We start from the raw sequence: 17570 nt of genomic DNA on the forward strand, positions 1-17570 counted from the left end.
GCCCAGGGTCAGGCCGGTGACGCCGCTGTCGTAGGTAATGCTGGTGTAGCTGGAGCCGACACCGCCGGCGATGATGGGCGTGGCCCCCGCCGGACCCTGCAGATAGTGATAGGCGCCGGTGGCGCCCACGACCGTGTAGTTGACGCCGCTGACCACGGCCGCGCCACTGACGATCAGTTCACCGCCGTTGACGGCCGAAAGCTCCGCCAGCGTGCCGCCTGTCTGGCTGTAGTTGCCGGTGATGTTGATGCCATGGTTCAGCCGAACCGCGGCCCCGTCAGCCACCACCGTATGCGTGGTCCCGCCTACATTGACGGTGTCGTCCAGCAGGATACTGCCCGCCAGCGTCACGTTGCTAGCCGTGTTAAAGATGCTGCCCGGCAGCGTGCCGGTGAGGCCGGTGAAGGTGCCGAAGGTGCCGACGCTGCCGCCCAGCAGGGTCAGGTCGTTGGAGCTGAGGTTGACGATGTTGCCCTGGATGACACCGGTATTGGACACGGCACCCAGCGTCCCGGTGGCCGCCACATAGACCGCCGACGTGGACGTCAAAGTGCCGGTGTTGGTGATGGTGCCATAGGTGGTCGCGACATAGTAGTTCTGCACCTGCGCCAGCAGGCTGTTGCCGCTGATGCTGGACGCGGCATTGATGCCGGTACCCGCCGCACGAACCACGCCGGTCAAGGTCCCATAAGCGAGAGAGATGCCGCCGTCGGCGGTGATCAGGGTAATACCCTCGCCCAGGGTATGGTTGACGGCGGTGTCGAAGCTGCCCAGCACCGTGCCGGCGATGCTGGCAGCACCCGTGATGGACAACCGCGCGGTGCCGAGTGACAGGGTGCCCAAAGTCGAGGTCTGGGCGAAGGCGCCGCTGACGGTGGCGACGCTCTGGGTGCCAAAGCTGATGTTGGCGCTGTTGTTGTAGACCGTGCCGCCGGTGTAAACGATGTCGTTCAGCAGGATGTTGCTGCGCGCCGTGCCAACGCCGAACACCACGTTGCCGTTGCTGATGATGGCGCCCACCGTCCCGGTCAACCCGGTGAAGGTGCCAACCGTCGTGCCGCTGCCGCCCGCCAGGGTCAAGTCGCGCGTTGATTGGTTGAAGATGTTGCCCAGCACGGTGCCGCTGTTCACCACCGTGCCGATGCTGCCATAGGCGCCGATACGAATGGCGGTCCGCGCGCTGATGGTGCCGCTGTTCAGCACGGTGCCGATCGTGCCGGAAAGGGTGCTGCCGGAGATGACGGTGCCGTCGGCCAAGATGGCGGCCACGGTGCCGCTGCTGGAAGCGCTGGTGTTCTGGATCAGGCCGCTGTTGCTGAGGGTGTTGAGCGTGCCGACGGCCTGCGCACTGCTGGCGCCAACGTAGACGGCGCCATAGTTGGTGGACTGGTTCCGAACCGTGCCGCTGTTGTTGAACTGGGTGACCGTGCCGGTGTCCCAGAGGCCTACGCCGGTGCTGCTGTTCGAGATGAGGCCGGCATTGGTGATGGTGCCGATGACACCGCCGGGGGCGTTGATGGCGGCAAACGAATTGGCGGCCGCGATGGTGCCGGTGGCGCTGTTGGTGATGGTGCCGATGCTGGCGCCCAGGGTGGAGAGGATGCCGCTGCTGCCGCCGGTGGCGCCGCTGATCAGGCCACTATTCACCACCTGGCCCAAGGTGCCGCCACCTGCCACCCGCACGCCCAAGTAGGCCGAAAGAGTGCCGGCTGCCGCGTTGGTCAGGGTTCCCAGGGTGCCGGCCACATAAACGGCCGCGATCGTGCCGGAGGGCGCCAGCGTGCCGGTGTTGCCGATGGAGGCGAGGCTGCCACCGACATAGTCGTTGCCAATGGACAGGATCAGGTTGTTGCCGCTGACGGAGCCGCTGACGGAGACCAAGGTGGGCGCCAGCCCGGTCGTGCTCACAACGACGGAGCTGTAGTTCGAGCCTGTCCCGCCCGCGACCAGGGTGGTCACGCTGCCGGTGGCCAAGTAGTTGTTGCTGGCCGACAGGCTGGTGAGGACGGTGCCGGCCACGGTGGCGGAGTTGGACACGGCCAGCTTGCCATTGCCCTGCAGTACAAGGGTGCCGGCCGACTGATTGTAGTTTCCAGTGACGCTTACCAGGGTGTTGAGCGTCACGGCGGCGCCCAGGTTGCTCAGCGTGTGGCCGGTGATGGTGACACGATCATTCAGCAGGATGTTGCCGGTCGACAGCACCAAGTTGCTGAGGTTGTTGATGATGGTGCCGAGGTTACCGACGGTGTAACCGGTCAGGGTGCCGACGACGCTGCCGCTGCCGCCCGCGATGGTCAGGTTGTTGGACGTACGGTTCCAGATATTGCCCGCGAGGGTGCCACTGTTGGCGATCAAGCCGATGGAGCCGGGGCCCCCGTCGATCGTGTGGATGAACAGGACATTTTCCGCGCCCCGGATAAGCCCGGTGTTGGTCAGCGTGCCGATCTTGCCGCCGTTGTAGATGGCGGCTGCCGTATTATTCGTGGTGTTGGAAGACGAAAGCGTTCCCGTATTGATGAAATTGGTGATCGTGGCGGTGTTGTTATTGGATAGCGCCAGCACACTGGCCGAGATAGTGCCATTGTTGACCAGCGTACCCATGACGCTTTGGTTATTGATACCAGAGAAACTGGCATTGATGGTGCCGCTGTTGATCAGCGTGCCGACGGGGGCGGAGATGGACAGCACCGTTGTACCGGAGCGCACCACCCCGCTGGCGATGGAAACCATTGTAGAGGTAATGGAAACCTTGATCTGGGAGCTGCCGCTGGTTGAGACGATCGTATCGGCCCGGGCAGGTCGCGCCGCCGCCAGCGAGACACCGATGGCCAGCGCGGAAGCCCCTAGCAGGAAAGCGTGCCGGATCTTCTTATTGCCGTCCGCGCGCGTGACCATTCGCTTCGCCATAATGCCAGCTCCCAACCATCGGCTTGCACTGTGCTGGGCGTGGACGCGAAAAGCGGAAGGCTCCGGCTCAGATAAGCCGGAGCGAACAATTCCGTGTTTGACACGCCAACCCTTACAGCGCCCCGGAGATTCACCTGATACTTGCTCTACCCCCCAATTGGGCAGGAGCGGGATAATCTTCTGATATAAGCCCCGGTAGGCTGTCAATGTAATCTTGTGGATTTACAACTATTGTAAATCTCCCGATTAGACCATTGTCAGAAATTGTCACCAATACGGGTTATGTGATCTTGTCAGTTTTAATCACAACATCAGAGTTTCCGAACCCATTGACTCGATTCTCGCGGACATGTGAAGGGCTTTATCGTTAAACGAACATACTGCACTGATGATGAGGATGCCCTCTTTCTCCGGCATCGGGGGATCAGGCGATGATGTCTGCTGGCCATCGTTATGGATGGCGCCCTGACCACGACGTACTTGTGGCGATAGACCTGACCAAGCTGCATTTCCAGATCTGCGTGTCGGACTTTTCCGGCAAGGTCTTGTTCAACCACGCTTTTTCACGGCAGCCGCTGATAGCGCTTCTGACGGGGCAGCCTCACTGCGTCGTTGCAATGGAAGCAGGCTTGACCAGCCCCTTCTAGGGTCGGCTCGCCGAGGTGCGGGGCATGAGGTTAGGCTGATCCCGCCGTGAAGCCGTTCGTGAAGCGGCAGAAGAGCGACAACTGGCTTGGGCGTCTCCTGCTGCGCAAGCCACGCATGCTCGCCGCCGTGGCCCTGGCCAACAAGATGACGCGGACCCTCTAGTTGACGGTGGTCAAGCAACAGGATTATCGGACGGCGTGATCCGGCGGTCGGTAACGGTGCCTAACGGATCACGTGCGGGCCTCACCGCTCAGGCAGGAAGATCGACTGACGGTGTAGGCGGCAAGGACTTCAATGTTCAGGTGGGGATAACCACCCCCGGAGCGCGGGCGACAAAGCTCTCTGAACCGATGTGGATCCCACTTCTCGAACAGCATACCAGCCCGTGGCCCGCTCAGGTCATCATGGGTCCTGACACCCCACCGATAGAACTCCCCGCAGCCGAGCCCCGTCATAAGATTCCTCTTGCTTAACCGTGGGCATCCACACACGCGCCGGGACAGGATTGACGGTGAGGCGCTGGTTCGAACCTTGCTGGCCTACAAGCGGGGGGGGAGCCCCGCGTTTGTGCGATGGTCAGACCGCCAACGTCTGAACCAGAAGAGAAAGACCGTCGGCGGATTGCACGGGATCGCAAGGACTTCGTTAATGAACGTGTAGCGCACGTCAGTCGGATCAAAGGCTTGCTTTACAGCCATGGCACTGGGGCTTATGAACCGCTGCGGTCGACCGCCGGGACTGGCGTGAGGAACTCTGTACGTAAGACTGCCGCCCGTGTAGCGGCGACAAGATCAGTGGCGGCGCTTCGCCAGGGCCGTCCGCCTGGCAATGCCACGATCACGGCGCTCCCCAGCGCCAGGGCCAGCAGCGGCAATACCAAGTCATGGAGTCGAAACGCCTCCGTTAGCTGTTGCGAGCGCGGCGCCCGGCATCCCCGCCTGCGGCGCCCTTTCGGGCGTCCGCAGGCTGTCTTGGGGTGCCTCACTGCATTCCGCCGATGGGGACGAGGACCGCGATGGCGGTTCCATCAGCCGCTGGATCCAGTGACGCCAACTGCTGCATCAGGTCACCCAGGCTCATGGACCGCCGCGCCTTCCTGGCGGCCCGCCTCGCCCCTCTCACCCATTGCGTCACATGGGCACCCGTGGCGCCATCGGCGGCGGCGATGGCTGCTACCTGGAACAGGTCGGCACCGGGCAGGTCCGTCGCCAGGTGGTGCCGGAAGATGCCGATCAGCGCCGCCGTGTCCGGTACCGGGATGGCAATCAACCGTTCCAGGCGGCCGGGCCGCAGCAGGGCCGGTTCCACCACCTCGGGCATGTTGGTGGCCCCGACGACGATCACTCCCGGCCGACCGGCCACACCGTCCAAGTGCTCCAGCAAGGCGTTGACGATCTGGCGCTGATAGGTGCTGTTGTACCCGTGAGAGCTGGCCGTGCGGCTGGTGAAGCCGTCGATCTCATCAATGAACAGGATGCAGGGGCTGGCCTCGGCGGCCTCGGCGAAGGTGGCGTTCATGGCCTTCAGCATCTCACCCTGGTGTCCTGCCGCCTGCCAGCTGGCGTGGGAGCCTGCTGCCGAAGATGTCGTGGTTGCCGGCGACGGCCAGCACATGGTCGCAGCCGAACACAGCCCTGGCATCGGGCCAGGGCAGGCCACGGGCCTTGACGTTCAGATCACCAGCCAGGACGACGATGTCGGCCTGCAGGTCGGGGGGTGGTGTCCAGGGGGCGGAATCGAGGTGGAGGTCAGAAAAAAGGGCAACACGGACCATGATGGGGCTCCGGAACTGGCCTGGGGCAGTGCCCAGGCCAGCGAAGCCCAGGCGCGCTTAAGCCGTGGCTATGGCCACCGGCGGACGTTTGGTTTTGGCGCGCATGGTCATGATGATTTTCCTTTATCCGGCGGTCAGAGCGGGATCGGGATACCGCCCTGGGCCTTGAACTCGGTAGCGGCGAGGCAATAGTTGAAGTCGGCGAGGAGGGCCGGCAGTAGCAGGAGGCCAAACCCCAGGATGGGGATAGTCAGGATACTGAAAACAACGAAGAACGTGACGAAGAGAATGGACCTCTTGAGGTAGTACAGGTCGCCGGAGGGTGTCCTGATCGCCCGGATCTGTCGGCCACTCAGCCAGTTTCCGTTCCAATAAATGGTCGTATCGCCTTGGGTGTGGACGTTGAGGAAGCTATCTAGCGATTCCGCGATATGAATGTTGTTCAGGACGATGTCGCCGATCTTCACCACGGAATACTTGCTGAACTTTCCTGCAACGATGCCATTGCCAGGAAGGCTGAGTCTTCCAGTCACTGATCTCATGATGCACCTACATCTGGGGCGCACGGCGGCCGGACCGGGCGGGCTTTCAAGCCGCAAATCCAAGCGGGCCGCCGGCTGGGGCCGGGGGCGGGGAATACGGCAGCCGCCTTGGCGACTGCCTAGCCTTTGGCTTTGACGTAGGGGACGGAACCGAGCATCGGGACCTCGAGCGTCAGGTCGTTCCTGGTGCGGTGGGCGGTGATGCTGTGACCATCGGCCGTGACGATGAACCAGGTGTCGCTATCGTGCTTATAGCTCACCGGGACGGCAGGAAAGCCGTTGCTGGGGACCATGGCGCCCGCGGTGAACTCGACTGTTTCGCTGAAGATGGCCGCGTCCTGCTGCTCTTTCGTAGCCGCCGCAGAGAGCTCCCATTTGCCCAGCACCGGGTTGTTGTCGCCGCAGGCGGTCAGCAGCAGGCCGACGCTGGCGATCACGGTGAGACGGGTGGTGGTGCGGAGGAAGGCGGCCATGATGGGTGATTCCGCGTGAGGGGAGAGGGAGGCCAGGGGTCCTACCGATACGTGAAGCAGAATAGGTCAATTCGTCCTTTTATGCCAGAACGCCCTATCCGCTGTCTATAGGCAGTGGAGTGGAAAATGGGGAACAAGGACCGATTTTCGGAACCCTACCGGCGGATCGTGGAGGGCCTGATCGCGGCCAGGAAATCCAGGAAACTGACGCAAGGGGACGTGGCCGTCCGCATGGGAACGGACCAATCGCAGGTGTCGAAGTTGGAGCGGGGGGAAAGGCGGGTCGACGTCATCGATTACGTCCGCTATTGCCGCGCCGTGGGACTGGCCCCAGGCGCGTTGCTGGACGCGATGGACAGCGAGGGCGATTAGCGCCTTATGACGACCGGGGTTTTATGCCGATGGCGGCGGGGAGGGTAAGAAGGGCGGTCATGATAGGGCCTGTTTTCTGGGCTCTGTCAGGCTTACGAAACCACATTATCCTATAATGGGATAATCCACAAATGGGATTATCGAAAAAATCGGCCTCCGCAATCCGCCGGTTTTCATGCCCAAGTCCCTTCGTTCGCCCCAGCAACAGCAACTGCAAAGCCTACTCATCGAATTGCGCAAGGCGAAGGGCCTGACGCAGACCGAGGTGGCGACCCGACTGCGCCGCCCTCAGTCTTTCGTCGCGAAATACGAAGGAGGCGAGCGGAGGTTGGACGTTGTGGAATTCATCGAAGTGGCTCAGGCGCTGGATGTGGATGCCTGCTTGGTGCTCGGTAAATTGATCTATCGGCCATCGCCAGCAACTGAATGAGTCGCCGTCTGAAGGCTCGTCGGCGCTGAAACGATCCCTATGCAGTAAAGTCCACCAGATATTTGGACGCCTGTCTGGTCGCCACTGGTGCAATTGTGTGAAAACAGGCACGATGGGTCATGATCGGCCGTAGCTATCGTCCAGGCGTACGATATCGTCTTCGCCTAGATAGGCACCGGACTGGACTTCTATCAACTCCAACTGCAGCTTACCTGGGTTTTCCAGCCGATGGACACTGCCGCAGGGTAGATAGACCGACTCGTTCTCCCGTACGAGTAGCTCTTCGCCGTCCTTTGTCACTAGGGCGGTGCCGCTAACAACTACCCAGTGCTCCGCCCGGTGATGGTGCTTTTGCAGTGACAGTTTGCCACCGGGCTTCACCGACAAGCGCTTAACCTCATATCGGTGACCCGATAATAGGCCGTGGCTGGATCCCCAGGGGCGATGGACTTTGCGGTGCTCCAGATACTCTGTCCGCTTTTCGCGTTTCAACGTATCGACCACACATTTCACGTCTTGCGCGCGGTCGCGATGGACCAGAAGGACGGCGTCGTCAGTGGTGACCAGGATGACATCGTCCACCCCCACCACGGCCGCCACACGGCCATCGTCACAGCGTACGTAGGTATTCTTTGCATCGACATGTATGACGGCGCCGACGGCGGCGTTGCCGTTCTCATCCTTGGCGCTGATATCCCAGAGCGCCGACCAAGTACCGACATCCGTCCAGCCAATATCGGCAGTCACCATGGCGGCCTTGTCCGTCTTCTCCATAATAGCGTAGTCAATAGACAGGTTGGGAGCCTTGGCGAATGCGCCCGCGTCCAGGCGGAGGAAATCCGAATCCCGTTTGGCAAGGTCCAGAGCTTCGCGCACAGCAGTTAGAGTTTCCGGGCTATGCTTGCGCAATTCTTCGATCAGGAGCCGTGCCGGCATCATGAACATGCCGCTATTCCAATAATAATCACTATTGGCGATAAACGACTCCGCCCGCGCCAGATCCGGCTTTTCTGTGAAGGCGACGACGTGGAAACCGTCGCTTGCGCCTTCAATGGGCGCACCCCGCTGGATATAGCCGTAGCCCGTCTCTGGGTACTGCGGCTTGATCCCGAAAGTCACCAGATTCCCCTGGGCGGCCAAACGATGGGCGTTGGTCACAGCTGCCTGAAAGGCCAGTTGGTCAAGAATGGCATGGTCGGCGGGCAGCAGCAGCAGGATAGCGTCCGGGTTAGCGTCGCAGGCGACCAGGGCGGCTACGGCGGCTGCAGGCGTGGTATTGCGACCTACTGGCTCCAGAATGATGGCCGCCGGCTGGATGGCGATGTCTCTGAACTGCTCCGCGATAATGAAACGATGGTCTTCGTTGCAGATGATCAAGGGGCTCGCGAATCGCGATGTTTCAGACACACGCCGCGCGGTGTCCTGGATCAGCGACTTGCTGCCGTATATCGTCTGCAGTTGCTTGGGATGGCGCTCGCGCGACAAAGGCCACAGCCGCGAACCGACGCCCCCGGACAAGAGGACAGGCTGGATGAGACCCAATGGCGCAACATTGCCGCGCGGGCCAGCGCCATTGTCACCAATTGTCACGATGTCCATAATGAAATGCCTTTGAAGGATATATATCTCAATTTAAGACAATATAGCAGCAAGGGAACACGTAATGAAGCCAGAGAATGAGAATTGATGTTAATGCGTTCATTCTTATGGAGGGGCGCCTGAAAAATCGGAATAAGCTTTATTCAGGCTGGGAATTTGGGCGTCTAACGGATGATGGAACCCAGGCTCGGGCAGTGTGTCTCATATGAAGGGTGCCATTATCCCTCACGCGCGATCAGGTGCAGGAATGACCCCGCCACGCTGCCCCGTCGGCTGCCCAAGGGGCCCAAGTCCGTGCCATCGGCGGCCTCGGCGGTCAGCAGGGGTGCATCGGCGCCGGGGCTCAGGACGCTGGCGTAATGGAACTCATGGCCCCGGAAGCGGCTGCCGGCCGGGCCCAGGGCCATGTCGCTCAGGGTGGTGACCAGGCGGTAGCCCAGGTGCAGCTTGCGCTTGGCGAAGCTGGTTTGGACCGATAGCAGGCCCAGCATCTCATGCGCCTGGCCATCGGCATCCACTAGGACCTCGCCCAGAGTCATGTACCCGCCGCATTCACCGAAGATGGCCGCACCCTGCGCGGCGAGGGCGCGCATCCTTGCCTTGAAGGTCTGCGCGGCCGATAGGCGGCCGGCGTGCAACTCGGGATAGCCGCCGGGCAGCACCACCGCGTCGGCGTCGGCGCCGGGCGCCTGGTCGGCCAGGGGGGAAAAAGGCAACACCTCCGCCCCCGCCGACCGCCAGCCTGCCAGCACATGCGGATAGACGAAGCTGAAGGCCGCGTCGCTGGCCAGGGCGATGCGCTGCCCCGGTGGTGGCAGGGCAGGCGGGGCGACACCAATTGGGGCCGGCGTATAGGGCACGGCCAGGGCCGCCAGACGGTCCAGATCGACATGGCTTTCCACCCAGGCGCCCAGAGTGGAAAGCCGCTCGGCCAGGGCATCGGTTTCCGACGCCTGCACCAGGCCCAGGTGGCGCTCCGGCAGGGCATGGCCGGGGGTGCGGGGCAGGGCGCCCAGCACCGGAATGCCCAGGGCGTCGATGGCGCCCTCGATCAGGCTGCGGTGGCGGGGGCTGGCGATGTTGTTCAGCACCACGCCGGCCACGCGCACATCGTCGCGATAGGTCGCGAATCCCTTTACCACGGCCGCCACCGATTGCGACGCCCCGCGCCCGTCCACCACCAGCACCACGGGCCAGCCGGTGCGGGCCGCGAGGTCGGCCGTGGCGCCGTTGCCCCAGGCGCCCACCCGGGCCACGCCGTCGAACAGGCCCATCAGGGCCTCGCAGATCAGCAGCTCGCCACCCGCCGCTGCCTGGGCCGCCAAGCCATCGACCAGGGCCGGTTCCATGGCCCAGCTGTCCAGGTTCAGGCTGGGGTGGCCGCAGGCGGCGGCATGAAAGGCGGGATCGATGTAATCCGGCCCGGACTTCGCGGCCCGCACGTCCAGCCCCCGGGCGCGGAAGGCCGCCAGCAGGCCCAGGGTCAGGGTTGTCTTGCCGGAGCCCGAGGCGGGTGAGGCGATGATGAGGCCCGGGGCGATGCGCTCAGCCATGGGATGCCACCCCCAGCCAGTCCAAGGTGCCGCGCAGTTCCGCGATGGCGCCGATGACGATGATGGCGGGTGGCGCCAGGCGGCTGTCGGCCAGGTCCTGCGCGCAGGTGGCCAGGGTGCTGGTCATCACCTTCTGGCGCGGTGTGGTGGCGTCACAGATGACGGCCACGGCGGTGTCGGCTGCCAAGCCACCCTCCATCAGCGCCGTGGCAATGCCGCCCAGACCCCGCCACGCCATATACAGGATCAGCGGCGCCTTGGTGGCGGCCAGGGCCGCCCAGTCCGGCCCGTCGCCCGCGGACTGGCCGGTCACCAGGATCACGGCCTGGTTGGCGGTGCGGTGGGTGGCGGGAATGCCGGCATAGGCGGGGCCCGCCAGCCCGGCGGTGATGCCTGGCACCACCCTGAAGGGCAGGCCGGCGGCCACCAGGGCCAGTGCCTCCTCACCCCCCCGGCCGAAGACGAAGGGATCGCCCGCCTTCAGTCGCAGCACGCGCAGGCCTTGCCGTCCCAGTTCCACCAGGCGCAGGCTGATATCCTCCTGCGCCGGGGAGGGGCGGCCGCCGCGCTTGCCGGCGAATTCCTTCACCGCGGCGGGGTTGGCCAGGTCCAGGATGCGCTCGTCCACCAGCGCGTCGTAGACGATATGGTCCGCCTGGCGTAGAGCATGCAGGGCCAGCAGCGTCAGCAGGCCGGGGTCGCCCGGTCCCGCACCCACCAGCCAGACGCTGCCGGGCTGGAAGTCGGGAAAGGCCAAGGTCGGTAGGGTCAGGTCAGTCATGATGGACGTGGACGGCGATATCGATACGGAGGGGACGGACGGGCGCGCGCTGCGCCCAGGCTGGACCACCGGCGCCTGCGCCACGGCGGCAGCGGCGGCGGCCACGGCGGCCTTGTTCGGCGGTGACTTTCCGGACCCGGTGACCATCACTCTGCCCGGCGGGCAGCGTCCGGCCTTCGCCCTGGCCGTCACCGAGCGTGGTGACGGCTGGGCCCAGGCGGGCGTGATCAAGGACGCGGGCGACGATCCCGACGTCACCCATGGCGCCTTGGTGCGGGCGTACGTCACGGCGGGCGCGGCGGGCAGCGGGGTCACCTTCCGCGCCGGTCCCGGTGTCGGCACTGTGACTTTGCCCGGCCTGCCGCTGCCGGTGGGCGAGCCCGCCATCAACCCCGTGCCCCGCGCCATGATCCGCGAGGCGGTCACCGCCGTGGCCCAGGCCGCCGGTCGTCCGGCGGACCTGGTGGTGGAGATTGGCATCGACAATGGCGAGGTGCTGGCCCGGCGCACCATGAACGCGCGTCTGGGCATCATCGGCGGCCTGTCGGTGCTGGGCACCACCGGCATCGTCGTGCCCTATTCCTGCGGCGCCTGGATCGCCAGCATCCATCGCGGCGTGGACGTGGCCCGGGCCGCCGGCCTGCCCCATGTCGCCGCCTGTACTGGCCGCACATCGGAGGCGGCGGTGACCCACCGCTACGGCCTGCCGGAACAGGCGCTGCTGGACATGGGCGATTTCGCCGGCGGCACGCTGAAATACCTGCGCCGGCATCCCGTGCCGCACCTGACCATCGCCGGCGGCTTCGCTAAGCTGGGCAAGCTGGCCCAGGGCCTGATGGATTTGCATTCCAAGCGTCACGCGGTGGATCTGGACTGGCTGGCCGGCGTGCTGGCCGACTTGGGCGCCACGCCCGATCTGGTGGCCAAAGCGCGCGGCGCCAACACGGCGCTCGAGGTGCTGCAGCTGGCCGACGCCGCCGGCTTGGCCGTGGCGGACCGGGTGGCGGAGCTGGCCCGCGCCGTGGCGCTGCGGGTGCTGGAGGACGCGCCCATCACCGTCGACGTGATCGTCATCGACCGTCAGGGCGGTATCATCGGGCAGGCCGGTGGCGTGGGCCAGGCTCACTCCCCCCTCCCGCGATAGCGGCGCTGATAGCCGGCGTCGTAAAGCGCGCTGGCGCGGAAATCCTCGGTCCCCAGTGTCTTGCCCACCAGGATCAGGGCCGTGCGCTCGATGGGGTTGGCGGCCACTTGGGCACCGATATCGGCCAAGGTGCCGCGCAGCACCCGTTCCTCGGGCCAGGAAGCGCGATAGACCACCGCGGCCGGGCAGTCCGCGCCGTACAGCGGTGTCAGGCGCGCCACCACGTCGTCGATAACATGGATGGACAGGTGGATGGCCAGCGTGGCGGCGGACTGGCCCAGCACCTCCAGCGTCTCATTGGCCGGCATGGCCGACGCCCGGCCGCCGGTGCGGGTGATGACCAGGGTCTGGCTGACCTCCGGCAGGGTCAGCTCGCGGCCCAGGACGGCGGCGGCGGCGGCGAAGGCCGGCACGCCGGGGGTGATGGTGTAGGGGATGCCCAGGTCCTTCAGGGCCCTCAACTGCTCACCCAGGGCGCTGTAGACCGACAGGTCGCCGGAATGCAGGCGGGCGACGTCCTGGCCCGCCGCCTGCGCCGCCTGGAACTCCGCCACGATCTCTGCCAGCGACAGCGGGGCGGTATCGACGATGCGGGCGTCCGCCGGCGCATGGGCCAGCACGGCGGCGGGGACCAGCGACCCGGCATAAAGGCAGACGGGGCAACGGGCGATCAGGTCGCGGCCGCGGAGGGTCAGCAGGTCGGGCGCGCCGGGGCCGGCGCCGATGAAATGCACGGTCATGGGAGGATGCCTTCGGAACAGGCCACGGCGCAGGTGCTGCCCGGCCCCTGGATGCGGGCCAGTATCAGGCGGGCGTTCGGATTCTGCGGGGCACCGCAGGCGGCCAGCGCCGCCGCTTCCGCCACCGGGGGCAGGCCGTGGCCAGGGGCAGCGCTGGGGCTGGGCGTGGTGACGGTACGCAAGGCATCTTCCTCCAGGCCCAGCAATGGCAGGCCCAGCGTGGCCGCGGCCTGGACCAGGCCCGGCTCCTCAACCTTGCGGGCCAGGGTGTTTAGGGTAAGGCCGGCGGGCGCCACGCTCCAGCCCAGGCGAGACCAGGCCCGGGCTAGCAGATCGAGGATTTCCGCCGCCTCCACGCCCCGGCGGCAACCGATTCCGACAGCGATTGTCATAACGGCTTGTCCACCCGCCACAGGGTGACGGGCATCAGCGGCCGCCATCCCCGGAACTTCCCTAGGGGCGCAACGCGCTCTACCGATAGGCGAGTGAGCGACCCGCCCAGCGCGGTGTGCCATTGGGAAAGTGCTGCCTCCGTTTCCAGCGTCACGGCCGTGGCCACCAGCCGGCCGCCCGGGCGCAGGGCCTGCCAGCACGCCTCCACCACGCCGGCACCCGTCAGGCCCCCACCGATGAAGACGGCATCCGGTTGGGGCAGATCCGCCAGCGCATCCGGAGCGGCCCCTTCGCGGAAGTCCAGATTGGGCACGCCGAAGGTCAGTGCGTTGGCGCGGATGGCGGCCATGCGGTCGGCCCTGTCCTCCACCGCCACGGCGCGGTTGGCCGGGTCGGCCAGCAGCCATTCGATGGCGATGGAGCCCGAGCCGGCCCCCACGTCCCACAGCATTTCCCCTCGGCCCGGCGCCAGGTGCGACAGGGCGACGGCACGCACCTCGCGCTTGGTGATCTTGCCGTCGTGCTGGAACCAGTCGTCGGGCAGTCCCGGGCTGCGCGGCAGCACCCGGGCGCCGGGGGTGATGGCGCAGGTCAGCGCGATGGTGTTCAGATCTTGGATATCGCCGTCTGACCAGACTTCGGCCGCGGCGGCGTTCACCCGCTCGCGCGGGCCGCCCATGGCCTCCAGCACCGTCAGGGTGCTGGGGCCGAAGCCACGCTCGCGCAACAAGGCCGCCAGCTTGGCCGGGGTGGTACCGTCCCAGCTCAACAGCAGCAGGCGGGCCCCGGGGAACAGGTAGGGAATCACGGCCTCCAGCGGGCGGCCGTGTAGTGACAGGCAGGCGACATCCTGCAGGCCCCAGCCCAGGCGGGCCGCCGCCAGGGTGAAGGCGCCGGGCGCCGGAAGCACACGCGTCTCCGCCGGCGGCACCAGGCGGGCCAGCGTGGCGCCGATGCCGAACCACTGTGGATCGCCGCTGGCCAGCACCGTCACCGCCTGGCCGCGCCGGGCCAGCAGGGTGGGGAAGGCGTCGCTGAGCGGGCTGGGCCACGCCAGGCGCTCCTGCCCCGCCGTCTCCGGCACCAGGGCCAGGTGGCGGGTACCGCCGACCAACAGGCAGGATCCGGTCACGGCGGCCCGGGCGGCGGGCGACAGGCCCTCCCATCCATCTTCGCCAATGCCGACAATAGTCAGCCAGGGAATGGTCAGCCAGGGGGTGCCGGTGCTAGTCATGGCCGGCACACGGGAATAAGGACGGACGATGCGGATATTGGTCCTGGGCGGCACGACGGAGGCGCGACAGCTGGCGGCCCTGCTGGCGGAGGACGTGCGCTTTCAGGCCATGCTGTCGCTGGCCGGCCGTACCCATGAACCGGCGCCCCAGGCGCTGCCCACCCGCATCGGTGGCTTCGGCGGTGTTGCGGGCTTGGCGGACTATCTGCGGGCGGAGGGCGTGCGGGCCGTCATCGACGCCACCCATCCCTTCGCCGACCAAATCAGCGCCAATGCCGAGGCGGCCTGCGCCGCCGCCGGCGTGCCCCTGGCCGTGCTGAGCCGCCGCCCCTGGACGGCTGGCGCGGGCGACGACTGGCGCCGGGTGCCCACCATAGCCGCTGCCGCCCAGCTGCTCGCCGGCCTGCCCGATACCGTCTTCCTCACCGTGGGGCGGCAGGAGCTGGAACCCTTCCTGGCCATGGATCGCCGTTTCCTGGTGCGCGCCGTGGATCCGCCGGATGTCCTGCCAGCCGGTGCCACCCTGGTGCTGGACCGGGGTCCTTACACGCTGGACGGCGAAATGGCGCTGATGCGGGACTACGGCGTCGGCACCCTGGTGACCAAGAACAGCGGCGGCGATGCCACAGCGGCCAAGCTGCAAGCCGCACGGTCCTTGGGCCTGCCCGTGGTCATGATCGACCGGCCGCCGGCTGGAACCGCACCCCGGTTCTATACCGCATCCGACGCTGTCGACTGGCTGGCCGCTCACAGCCCCTCCGCCGAATAATAGCTGCGCGGTGTGTAGACCCAGACGTCGCCTAGGTTGTCTCCCCCCTTGCGCGGCAGCAGCCGGGTCTGGCTGGATCCGATCAGGACCAGGGTGCGCATGTCGGCCGTGGCCGGGTCGCAGGCGGCCAGGGTGGTGATGGTGATGTCCTCGTCATGGCGGCCCACGGCGCGGGCCAGCACTACCGGCGTCGCCGGGTCCTTCATGCTGCGCAGGGTGTCCAGCGCGGCACCCAGCTGCCAGGGGCGGGCCTTGGAGATGGGGTTGTAGAGGGCGATGACGAAGTCGGCCTCCGCCGCCAGGCGCAGGCGCTTCAGCACCACGTCCCAGGGTTTCAGGTTGTCCGACAGGGACAGCACGCAGAAGTCGTGCCCCAGCGGCGCGCCCACCCGCGCGGCGGCGGCCAGCATGGCGGACACGCCGGGGCACACCCGCACCGGCACCTCGGCCCAGGCGGGATCGTCGCCGGATTCCAGCGCCTCGAACAGGGCCGACGCCATGGCGAAGACGCCGGGGTCGCCGCCCGACACCAGGGCCACCTTGCGGCCCGACACCGCCAGGTCCAACGCCAGACGGGCGCGCGACAGCTCTACCCGGTTGTCGGAGCCGTGGCGGCGCTGGAAGCTCTGCGGGATGCGGTCGAGATAGGGGCCATAGCCCACCAGGTCGGTGGCGCCGGCCAGCACGTCCGCCACCTCCGGCGTCAGCCAGCGGTCGGGGCCGGGGCCCAGGCCGACGACGGTCAGCGAACCGAGGGCGCTCATTCCGCCACCTCGGACTTGGCCGCCTGGGGGGCGGTCAGCACGTCGCCGCGCTTGCCCTGGCCGGGGATCAGAATCATGGCGAAGTAAGGGGCGACGTCGGGCGCCTCGGCCAGGGGGTGCACCCGCTGGGTCTCGGTGGTGCCGCGCTCCACGTACCAGGCGCGGCCGGTCAGGCCCAGGCTTTCGATCACCCGGCGCACCTTGAGCAGGTTGCCGCCCAGCTTCATGACCGCCGCGGCGTCGGCGCGCCCCAGGGCCGCCGCCAGTTCCGCTTCCCCCAAGGTGCCGGGGATGACGGACAGCACGTCGTCGCGGATGGTCAGGGGAATAGGCAGCTGCGCCGCACAGCCCAGGATGGAGGGGACGCCCGGCACCACTTCCGCCCGGAAGCGGTGCGCCAGGCGCAGGTGCAAGTGCATGTAGGACCCATAAAAGAACGGGTCGCCCTCGTTCAGCACCGCCACGGACGTGCCGGCGGCCAGCAACGCCGCCAACCGTTCCGCCTGCTCATCGAAGAAGCCCTCGATGGCGGCGGCATAGGCGGGGCTGTCCGGCGGCAGTTCGGTGGTGACGGGGTAGACCATCGGCACCTCCTCATGGGTGCCATCCAGATGGGCGGCCGCGATGCGCCGGGCCTGGCCGGGCCCACCGCGCTTGGCGAAATAGGCCACCACAGGGCAGGCGCGCAGCAGGCGCACCGCCTTTAGGGTCATCAGCTCGGGGTCACCAGGGCCGGTGCCGATGCCGTAGAGAGTCCCGGGTATAATGTCGGCCATGGCGCTCACTCCCGGTCCGAGGCCAGGGCGTTGACCGCCGCTGCCGCCATGGCGCTGCCGCCCCGCCGGCCGGCCACGGCCAGATAGGGCAGGCCCCAGGGGTTGGCCGCCAGAGCGTCCTTGCTCTCAGCCGCCCCGACGAAGCCCACGGGGAAGCCCAGGATGGCGGCGGGACGTGGGGCGCCGGCTGCGATCATCTCCAGCAGGTGGAACAGAGCGGTGGGCGCGTTGCCGATGGCAACCACCGCGCCCGCCAGATGGGGTCGCCACAGTTCCAGAGCCGCGGCGGAGCGGGTGGTGGCGAGGTCCTGCGCTAGGGCGGGCACGGCGGGGTCGGTCAGGGTGCAGATAACGGGATTGTCGGCGGGGAGGCGGGTGCGGGTGACGCCGTGCGCCACCATCTGGGCGTCGCACAGGATGGGCGCGCCGTTGCGCAGGGCGGCGCGGGCAGCCGCCCCCACGTCGGATGAGAACAGCAGGTGCTCGGCTGTCTCGACCAGCCCCGCAGCATGGATGATGCGCACGGCCACGGCGCGCAGATCCTCAGGCAGATGGTCCAGCCTGGCCTCTTCCCGGATGATGGCGAACGACCGGGCGTAGATGGCGGCGCCATCGCGGATGTAATCGTACTGCGGGGGCGCGCCTCGGCTATGGGGCTCGGGACTGGACAC

Annotated in this window: 18 protein-coding genes and 1 pseudogene; 5 read left to right on the plus strand and 14 right to left on the minus strand. The window is 66.7% G+C overall.

Translation table 11 applies throughout. From position 1 onward, the window contains the following. Window positions 1-2895, minus strand: a 2895-nt coding sequence (locus P5F91_RS19245; RefSeq protein ID WP_277907969.1) for a beta strand repeat-containing protein, incomplete at its 3' end; no start/stop codon positions are given. Between the two features lie 1128 nt (window positions 2896-4023). Between P5F91_RS19245 and P5F91_RS19255 the strand changes: the two are divergent. Then, window positions 4024-4315, plus strand: a pseudogene (locus P5F91_RS19255) (IS110 family transposase); the annotation flags it as partial. Window positions 4316-4536: 221 nt separating this feature from the next. Here P5F91_RS19255 and P5F91_RS19260 read toward each other — a convergent pair. From P5F91_RS19260 to P5F91_RS19275, 4 genes are all read right to left on the minus strand, one after another. Next, window positions 4537-5085, minus strand: coding sequence for an AAA family ATPase (locus tag P5F91_RS19260; protein WP_277907970.1), 549 nt, complete (start codon window positions 5083-5085; stop codon window positions 4537-4539). A gap of 1 nt (window position 5086) precedes the next feature. Further along, window positions 5087-5329, minus strand: coding sequence for a metallophosphoesterase family protein (locus P5F91_RS19265; protein ID WP_277907971.1), 243 nt, complete (start codon window positions 5327-5329; stop codon window positions 5087-5089). Between the two features lie 134 nt (window positions 5330-5463). Next, the gene (locus P5F91_RS19270; RefSeq protein WP_277907972.1) at window positions 5464-5871 is read right to left on the minus strand and encodes a hypothetical protein; all 408 of its coding nucleotides are present in this window, start codon (window positions 5869-5871) and stop codon (window positions 5464-5466) included. Window positions 5872-5990: 119 nt separating this feature from the next. Next, the gene (locus P5F91_RS19275) at window positions 5991-6344 is read right to left on the minus strand and encodes a hypothetical protein (protein ID WP_277907973.1); all 354 of its coding nucleotides are present in this window, start codon (window positions 6342-6344) and stop codon (window positions 5991-5993) included. 126 nt (window positions 6345-6470) lie between these two features. Here P5F91_RS19275 and P5F91_RS19280 point away from each other — a divergent pair, with 126 nt between their 5' ends. Then, window positions 6471-6716, plus strand: coding sequence for a helix-turn-helix domain-containing protein (locus P5F91_RS19280; protein ID WP_277907974.1), 246 nt, complete (start codon window positions 6471-6473; stop codon window positions 6714-6716). Between the two features lie 175 nt (window positions 6717-6891). Continuing rightward, a complete protein-coding gene (locus P5F91_RS19285; protein ID WP_277907975.1) occupies window positions 6892-7146 on the plus strand; it encodes a helix-turn-helix domain-containing protein in 255 nt (84 codons plus the stop codon). A gap of 117 nt (window positions 7147-7263) precedes the next feature. On the opposite strand, the gene P5F91_RS19290 is transcribed toward P5F91_RS19285, so the two are convergent. The 3 genes from P5F91_RS19290 to cobA all read right to left on the minus strand — a co-directional run bounded on the left by P5F91_RS19290 (window position 7264) and on the right by cobA (window position 11079). Continuing rightward, entirely contained in the window at window positions 7264-8745 is a 1482-nt protein-coding gene (locus P5F91_RS19290; protein WP_145613377.1) for a mannose-1-phosphate guanylyltransferase/mannose-6-phosphate isomerase, read from the minus strand. Window positions 8746-8963: 218 nt separating this feature from the next. After that, window positions 8964-10298 (minus strand): cobyrinic acid a,c-diamide synthase CobB, encoded by a 1335-nt coding sequence (locus P5F91_RS19295; protein ID WP_145613378.1) that lies wholly within the window; start codon window positions 10296-10298, stop codon window positions 8964-8966. Continuing rightward, window positions 10291-11079, minus strand: coding sequence for a uroporphyrinogen-III C-methyltransferase (gene cobA / locus P5F91_RS19300; protein WP_145613379.1), 789 nt, complete (start codon window positions 11077-11079; stop codon window positions 10291-10293). Before cobA ends, P5F91_RS19295 begins: the two co-directional genes overlap by 8 nt. Window position 11080: 1 nt before the next feature. Between cobA and P5F91_RS19305 the strand changes: the two genes are divergently transcribed. Further along, window positions 11081-12223, plus strand: a complete 1143-nt coding sequence (locus P5F91_RS19305) for a cobalt-precorrin-5B (C(1))-methyltransferase (RefSeq protein WP_277908164.1) — start codon at window positions 11081-11083, stop codon at window positions 12221-12223. On the opposite strand, the gene cobM is transcribed toward P5F91_RS19305, so the two are convergent. From cobM to cbiE, 3 genes are read right to left on the minus strand one after another with little or no spacing between them, the layout of a single operon-like run. Further along, window positions 12202-12963: a precorrin-4 C(11)-methyltransferase gene (gene cobM / locus P5F91_RS19310; protein ID WP_277907976.1), complete on the minus strand. Its 762-nt coding sequence runs from the start codon at window positions 12961-12963 to the stop codon at window positions 12202-12204. The two genes, P5F91_RS19305 and cobM, sit on opposite strands and share 22 nt — an antisense overlap. Continuing rightward, complete coding sequence (locus tag P5F91_RS19315; protein WP_277907977.1) at window positions 12960-13355, minus strand: cobalamin biosynthesis protein; 396 nt, start codon at window positions 13353-13355, stop codon at window positions 12960-12962. Before P5F91_RS19315 ends, cobM begins: the two co-directional genes overlap by 4 nt. Next, window positions 13352-14590, minus strand: coding sequence for a precorrin-6y C5,15-methyltransferase (decarboxylating) subunit CbiE (gene cbiE, locus P5F91_RS19320; RefSeq protein ID WP_277907978.1), 1239 nt, complete (start codon window positions 14588-14590; stop codon window positions 13352-13354). Before cbiE ends, P5F91_RS19315 begins: the two co-directional genes overlap by 4 nt. 28 nt (window positions 14591-14618) lie before the next feature. Between cbiE and P5F91_RS19325 the strand changes: the two genes are divergently transcribed. After that, a complete protein-coding gene (locus P5F91_RS19325) occupies window positions 14619-15359 on the plus strand; it encodes a cobalt-precorrin-6A reductase (RefSeq protein ID WP_277907979.1) in 741 nt (246 codons plus the stop codon). On the opposite strand, the gene cobJ is transcribed toward P5F91_RS19325, so the two are convergent. The 3 genes from cobJ to P5F91_RS19340 are packed head-to-tail and all read right to left on the minus strand — an operon-like array spanning window position 15338 to window position 17570. After that, complete coding sequence (gene cobJ / locus P5F91_RS19330) at window positions 15338-16123, minus strand: precorrin-3B C(17)-methyltransferase (protein WP_277907980.1); 786 nt, start codon at window positions 16121-16123, stop codon at window positions 15338-15340. The two genes, P5F91_RS19325 and cobJ, sit on opposite strands and share 22 nt — an antisense overlap. After that, on the minus strand, window positions 16120-16899 hold the full coding sequence (locus P5F91_RS19335; RefSeq protein WP_277907981.1) for a precorrin-2 C(20)-methyltransferase: 780 nt from the start codon (window positions 16897-16899) through the stop codon (window positions 16120-16122). Before P5F91_RS19335 ends, cobJ begins: the two co-directional genes overlap by 4 nt. Before the next feature lie 5 nt (window positions 16900-16904). Beyond that, window positions 16905-17570 carry a precorrin-8X methylmutase gene (locus tag P5F91_RS19340; RefSeq protein WP_246134598.1) on the minus strand — a complete coding sequence of 222 codons (666 nt, stop codon included), beginning with the start codon at window positions 17568-17570 and terminating at the stop codon, window positions 16905-16907.

The organism is Nitrospirillum amazonense, from assembly GCF_029594735.1.
GTDB classification, from domain to species: Bacteria; Pseudomonadota; Alphaproteobacteria; order Azospirillales; family Azospirillaceae; genus Nitrospirillum; species Nitrospirillum amazonense.

Coding starts and splice junctions, on each gene's coding strand:
- cobA (WP_145613379.1), bottom strand. CDS start 11,079: ATGACTGACCTGACCCTACCGACCTTGGCCTTTCCCGACTTCCAGCCC.
- cbiE (WP_277907978.1), bottom strand. CDS start 14,590: ATGACTAGCACCGGCACCCCCTGGCTGACCATTCCCTGGCTGACTATT.
- P5F91_RS19325 (WP_277907979.1), top strand. CDS start 14,619: ATGCGGATATTGGTCCTGGGCGGCACGACGGAGGCGCGACAGCTGGCG.
- P5F91_RS19315 (WP_277907977.1), bottom strand. CDS start 13,355: ATGACAATCGCTGTCGGAATCGGTTGCCGCCGGGGCGTGGAGGCGGCG.
- P5F91_RS19280 (WP_277907974.1), top strand. CDS start 6,471: ATGGGGAACAAGGACCGATTTTCGGAACCCTACCGGCGGATCGTGGAG.
- cobJ (WP_277907980.1), bottom strand. CDS start 16,123: ATGAGCGCCCTCGGTTCGCTGACCGTCGTCGGCCTGGGCCCCGGCCCC.
- P5F91_RS19285 (WP_277907975.1), top strand. CDS start 6,892: ATGCCCAAGTCCCTTCGTTCGCCCCAGCAACAGCAACTGCAAAGCCTA.
- P5F91_RS19335 (WP_277907981.1), bottom strand. CDS start 16,899: ATGGCCGACATTATACCCGGGACTCTCTACGGCATCGGCACCGGCCCT.
- cobM (WP_277907976.1), bottom strand. CDS start 12,963: ATGACCGTGCATTTCATCGGCGCCGGCCCCGGCGCGCCCGACCTGCTG.
- P5F91_RS19260 (WP_277907970.1), bottom strand. CDS start 5,085: ATGCTGAAGGCCATGAACGCCACCTTCGCCGAGGCCGCCGAGGCCAGC.
- P5F91_RS19305 (WP_277908164.1), top strand. CDS start 11,081: ATGGACGTGGACGGCGATATCGATACGGAGGGGACGGACGGGCGCGCG.
- P5F91_RS19265 (WP_277907971.1), bottom strand. CDS start 5,329: ATGGTCCGTGTTGCCCTTTTTTCTGACCTCCACCTCGATTCCGCCCCC.
- P5F91_RS19275 (WP_277907973.1), bottom strand. CDS start 6,344: ATGGCCGCCTTCCTCCGCACCACCACCCGTCTCACCGTGATCGCCAGC.
- P5F91_RS19270 (WP_277907972.1), bottom strand. CDS start 5,871: ATGAGATCAGTGACTGGAAGACTCAGCCTTCCTGGCAATGGCATCGTT.
- P5F91_RS19295 (WP_145613378.1), bottom strand. CDS start 10,298: ATGGCTGAGCGCATCGCCCCGGGCCTCATCATCGCCTCACCCGCCTCG.
- P5F91_RS19290 (WP_145613377.1), bottom strand. CDS start 8,745: ATGGACATCGTGACAATTGGTGACAATGGCGCTGGCCCGCGCGGCAAT.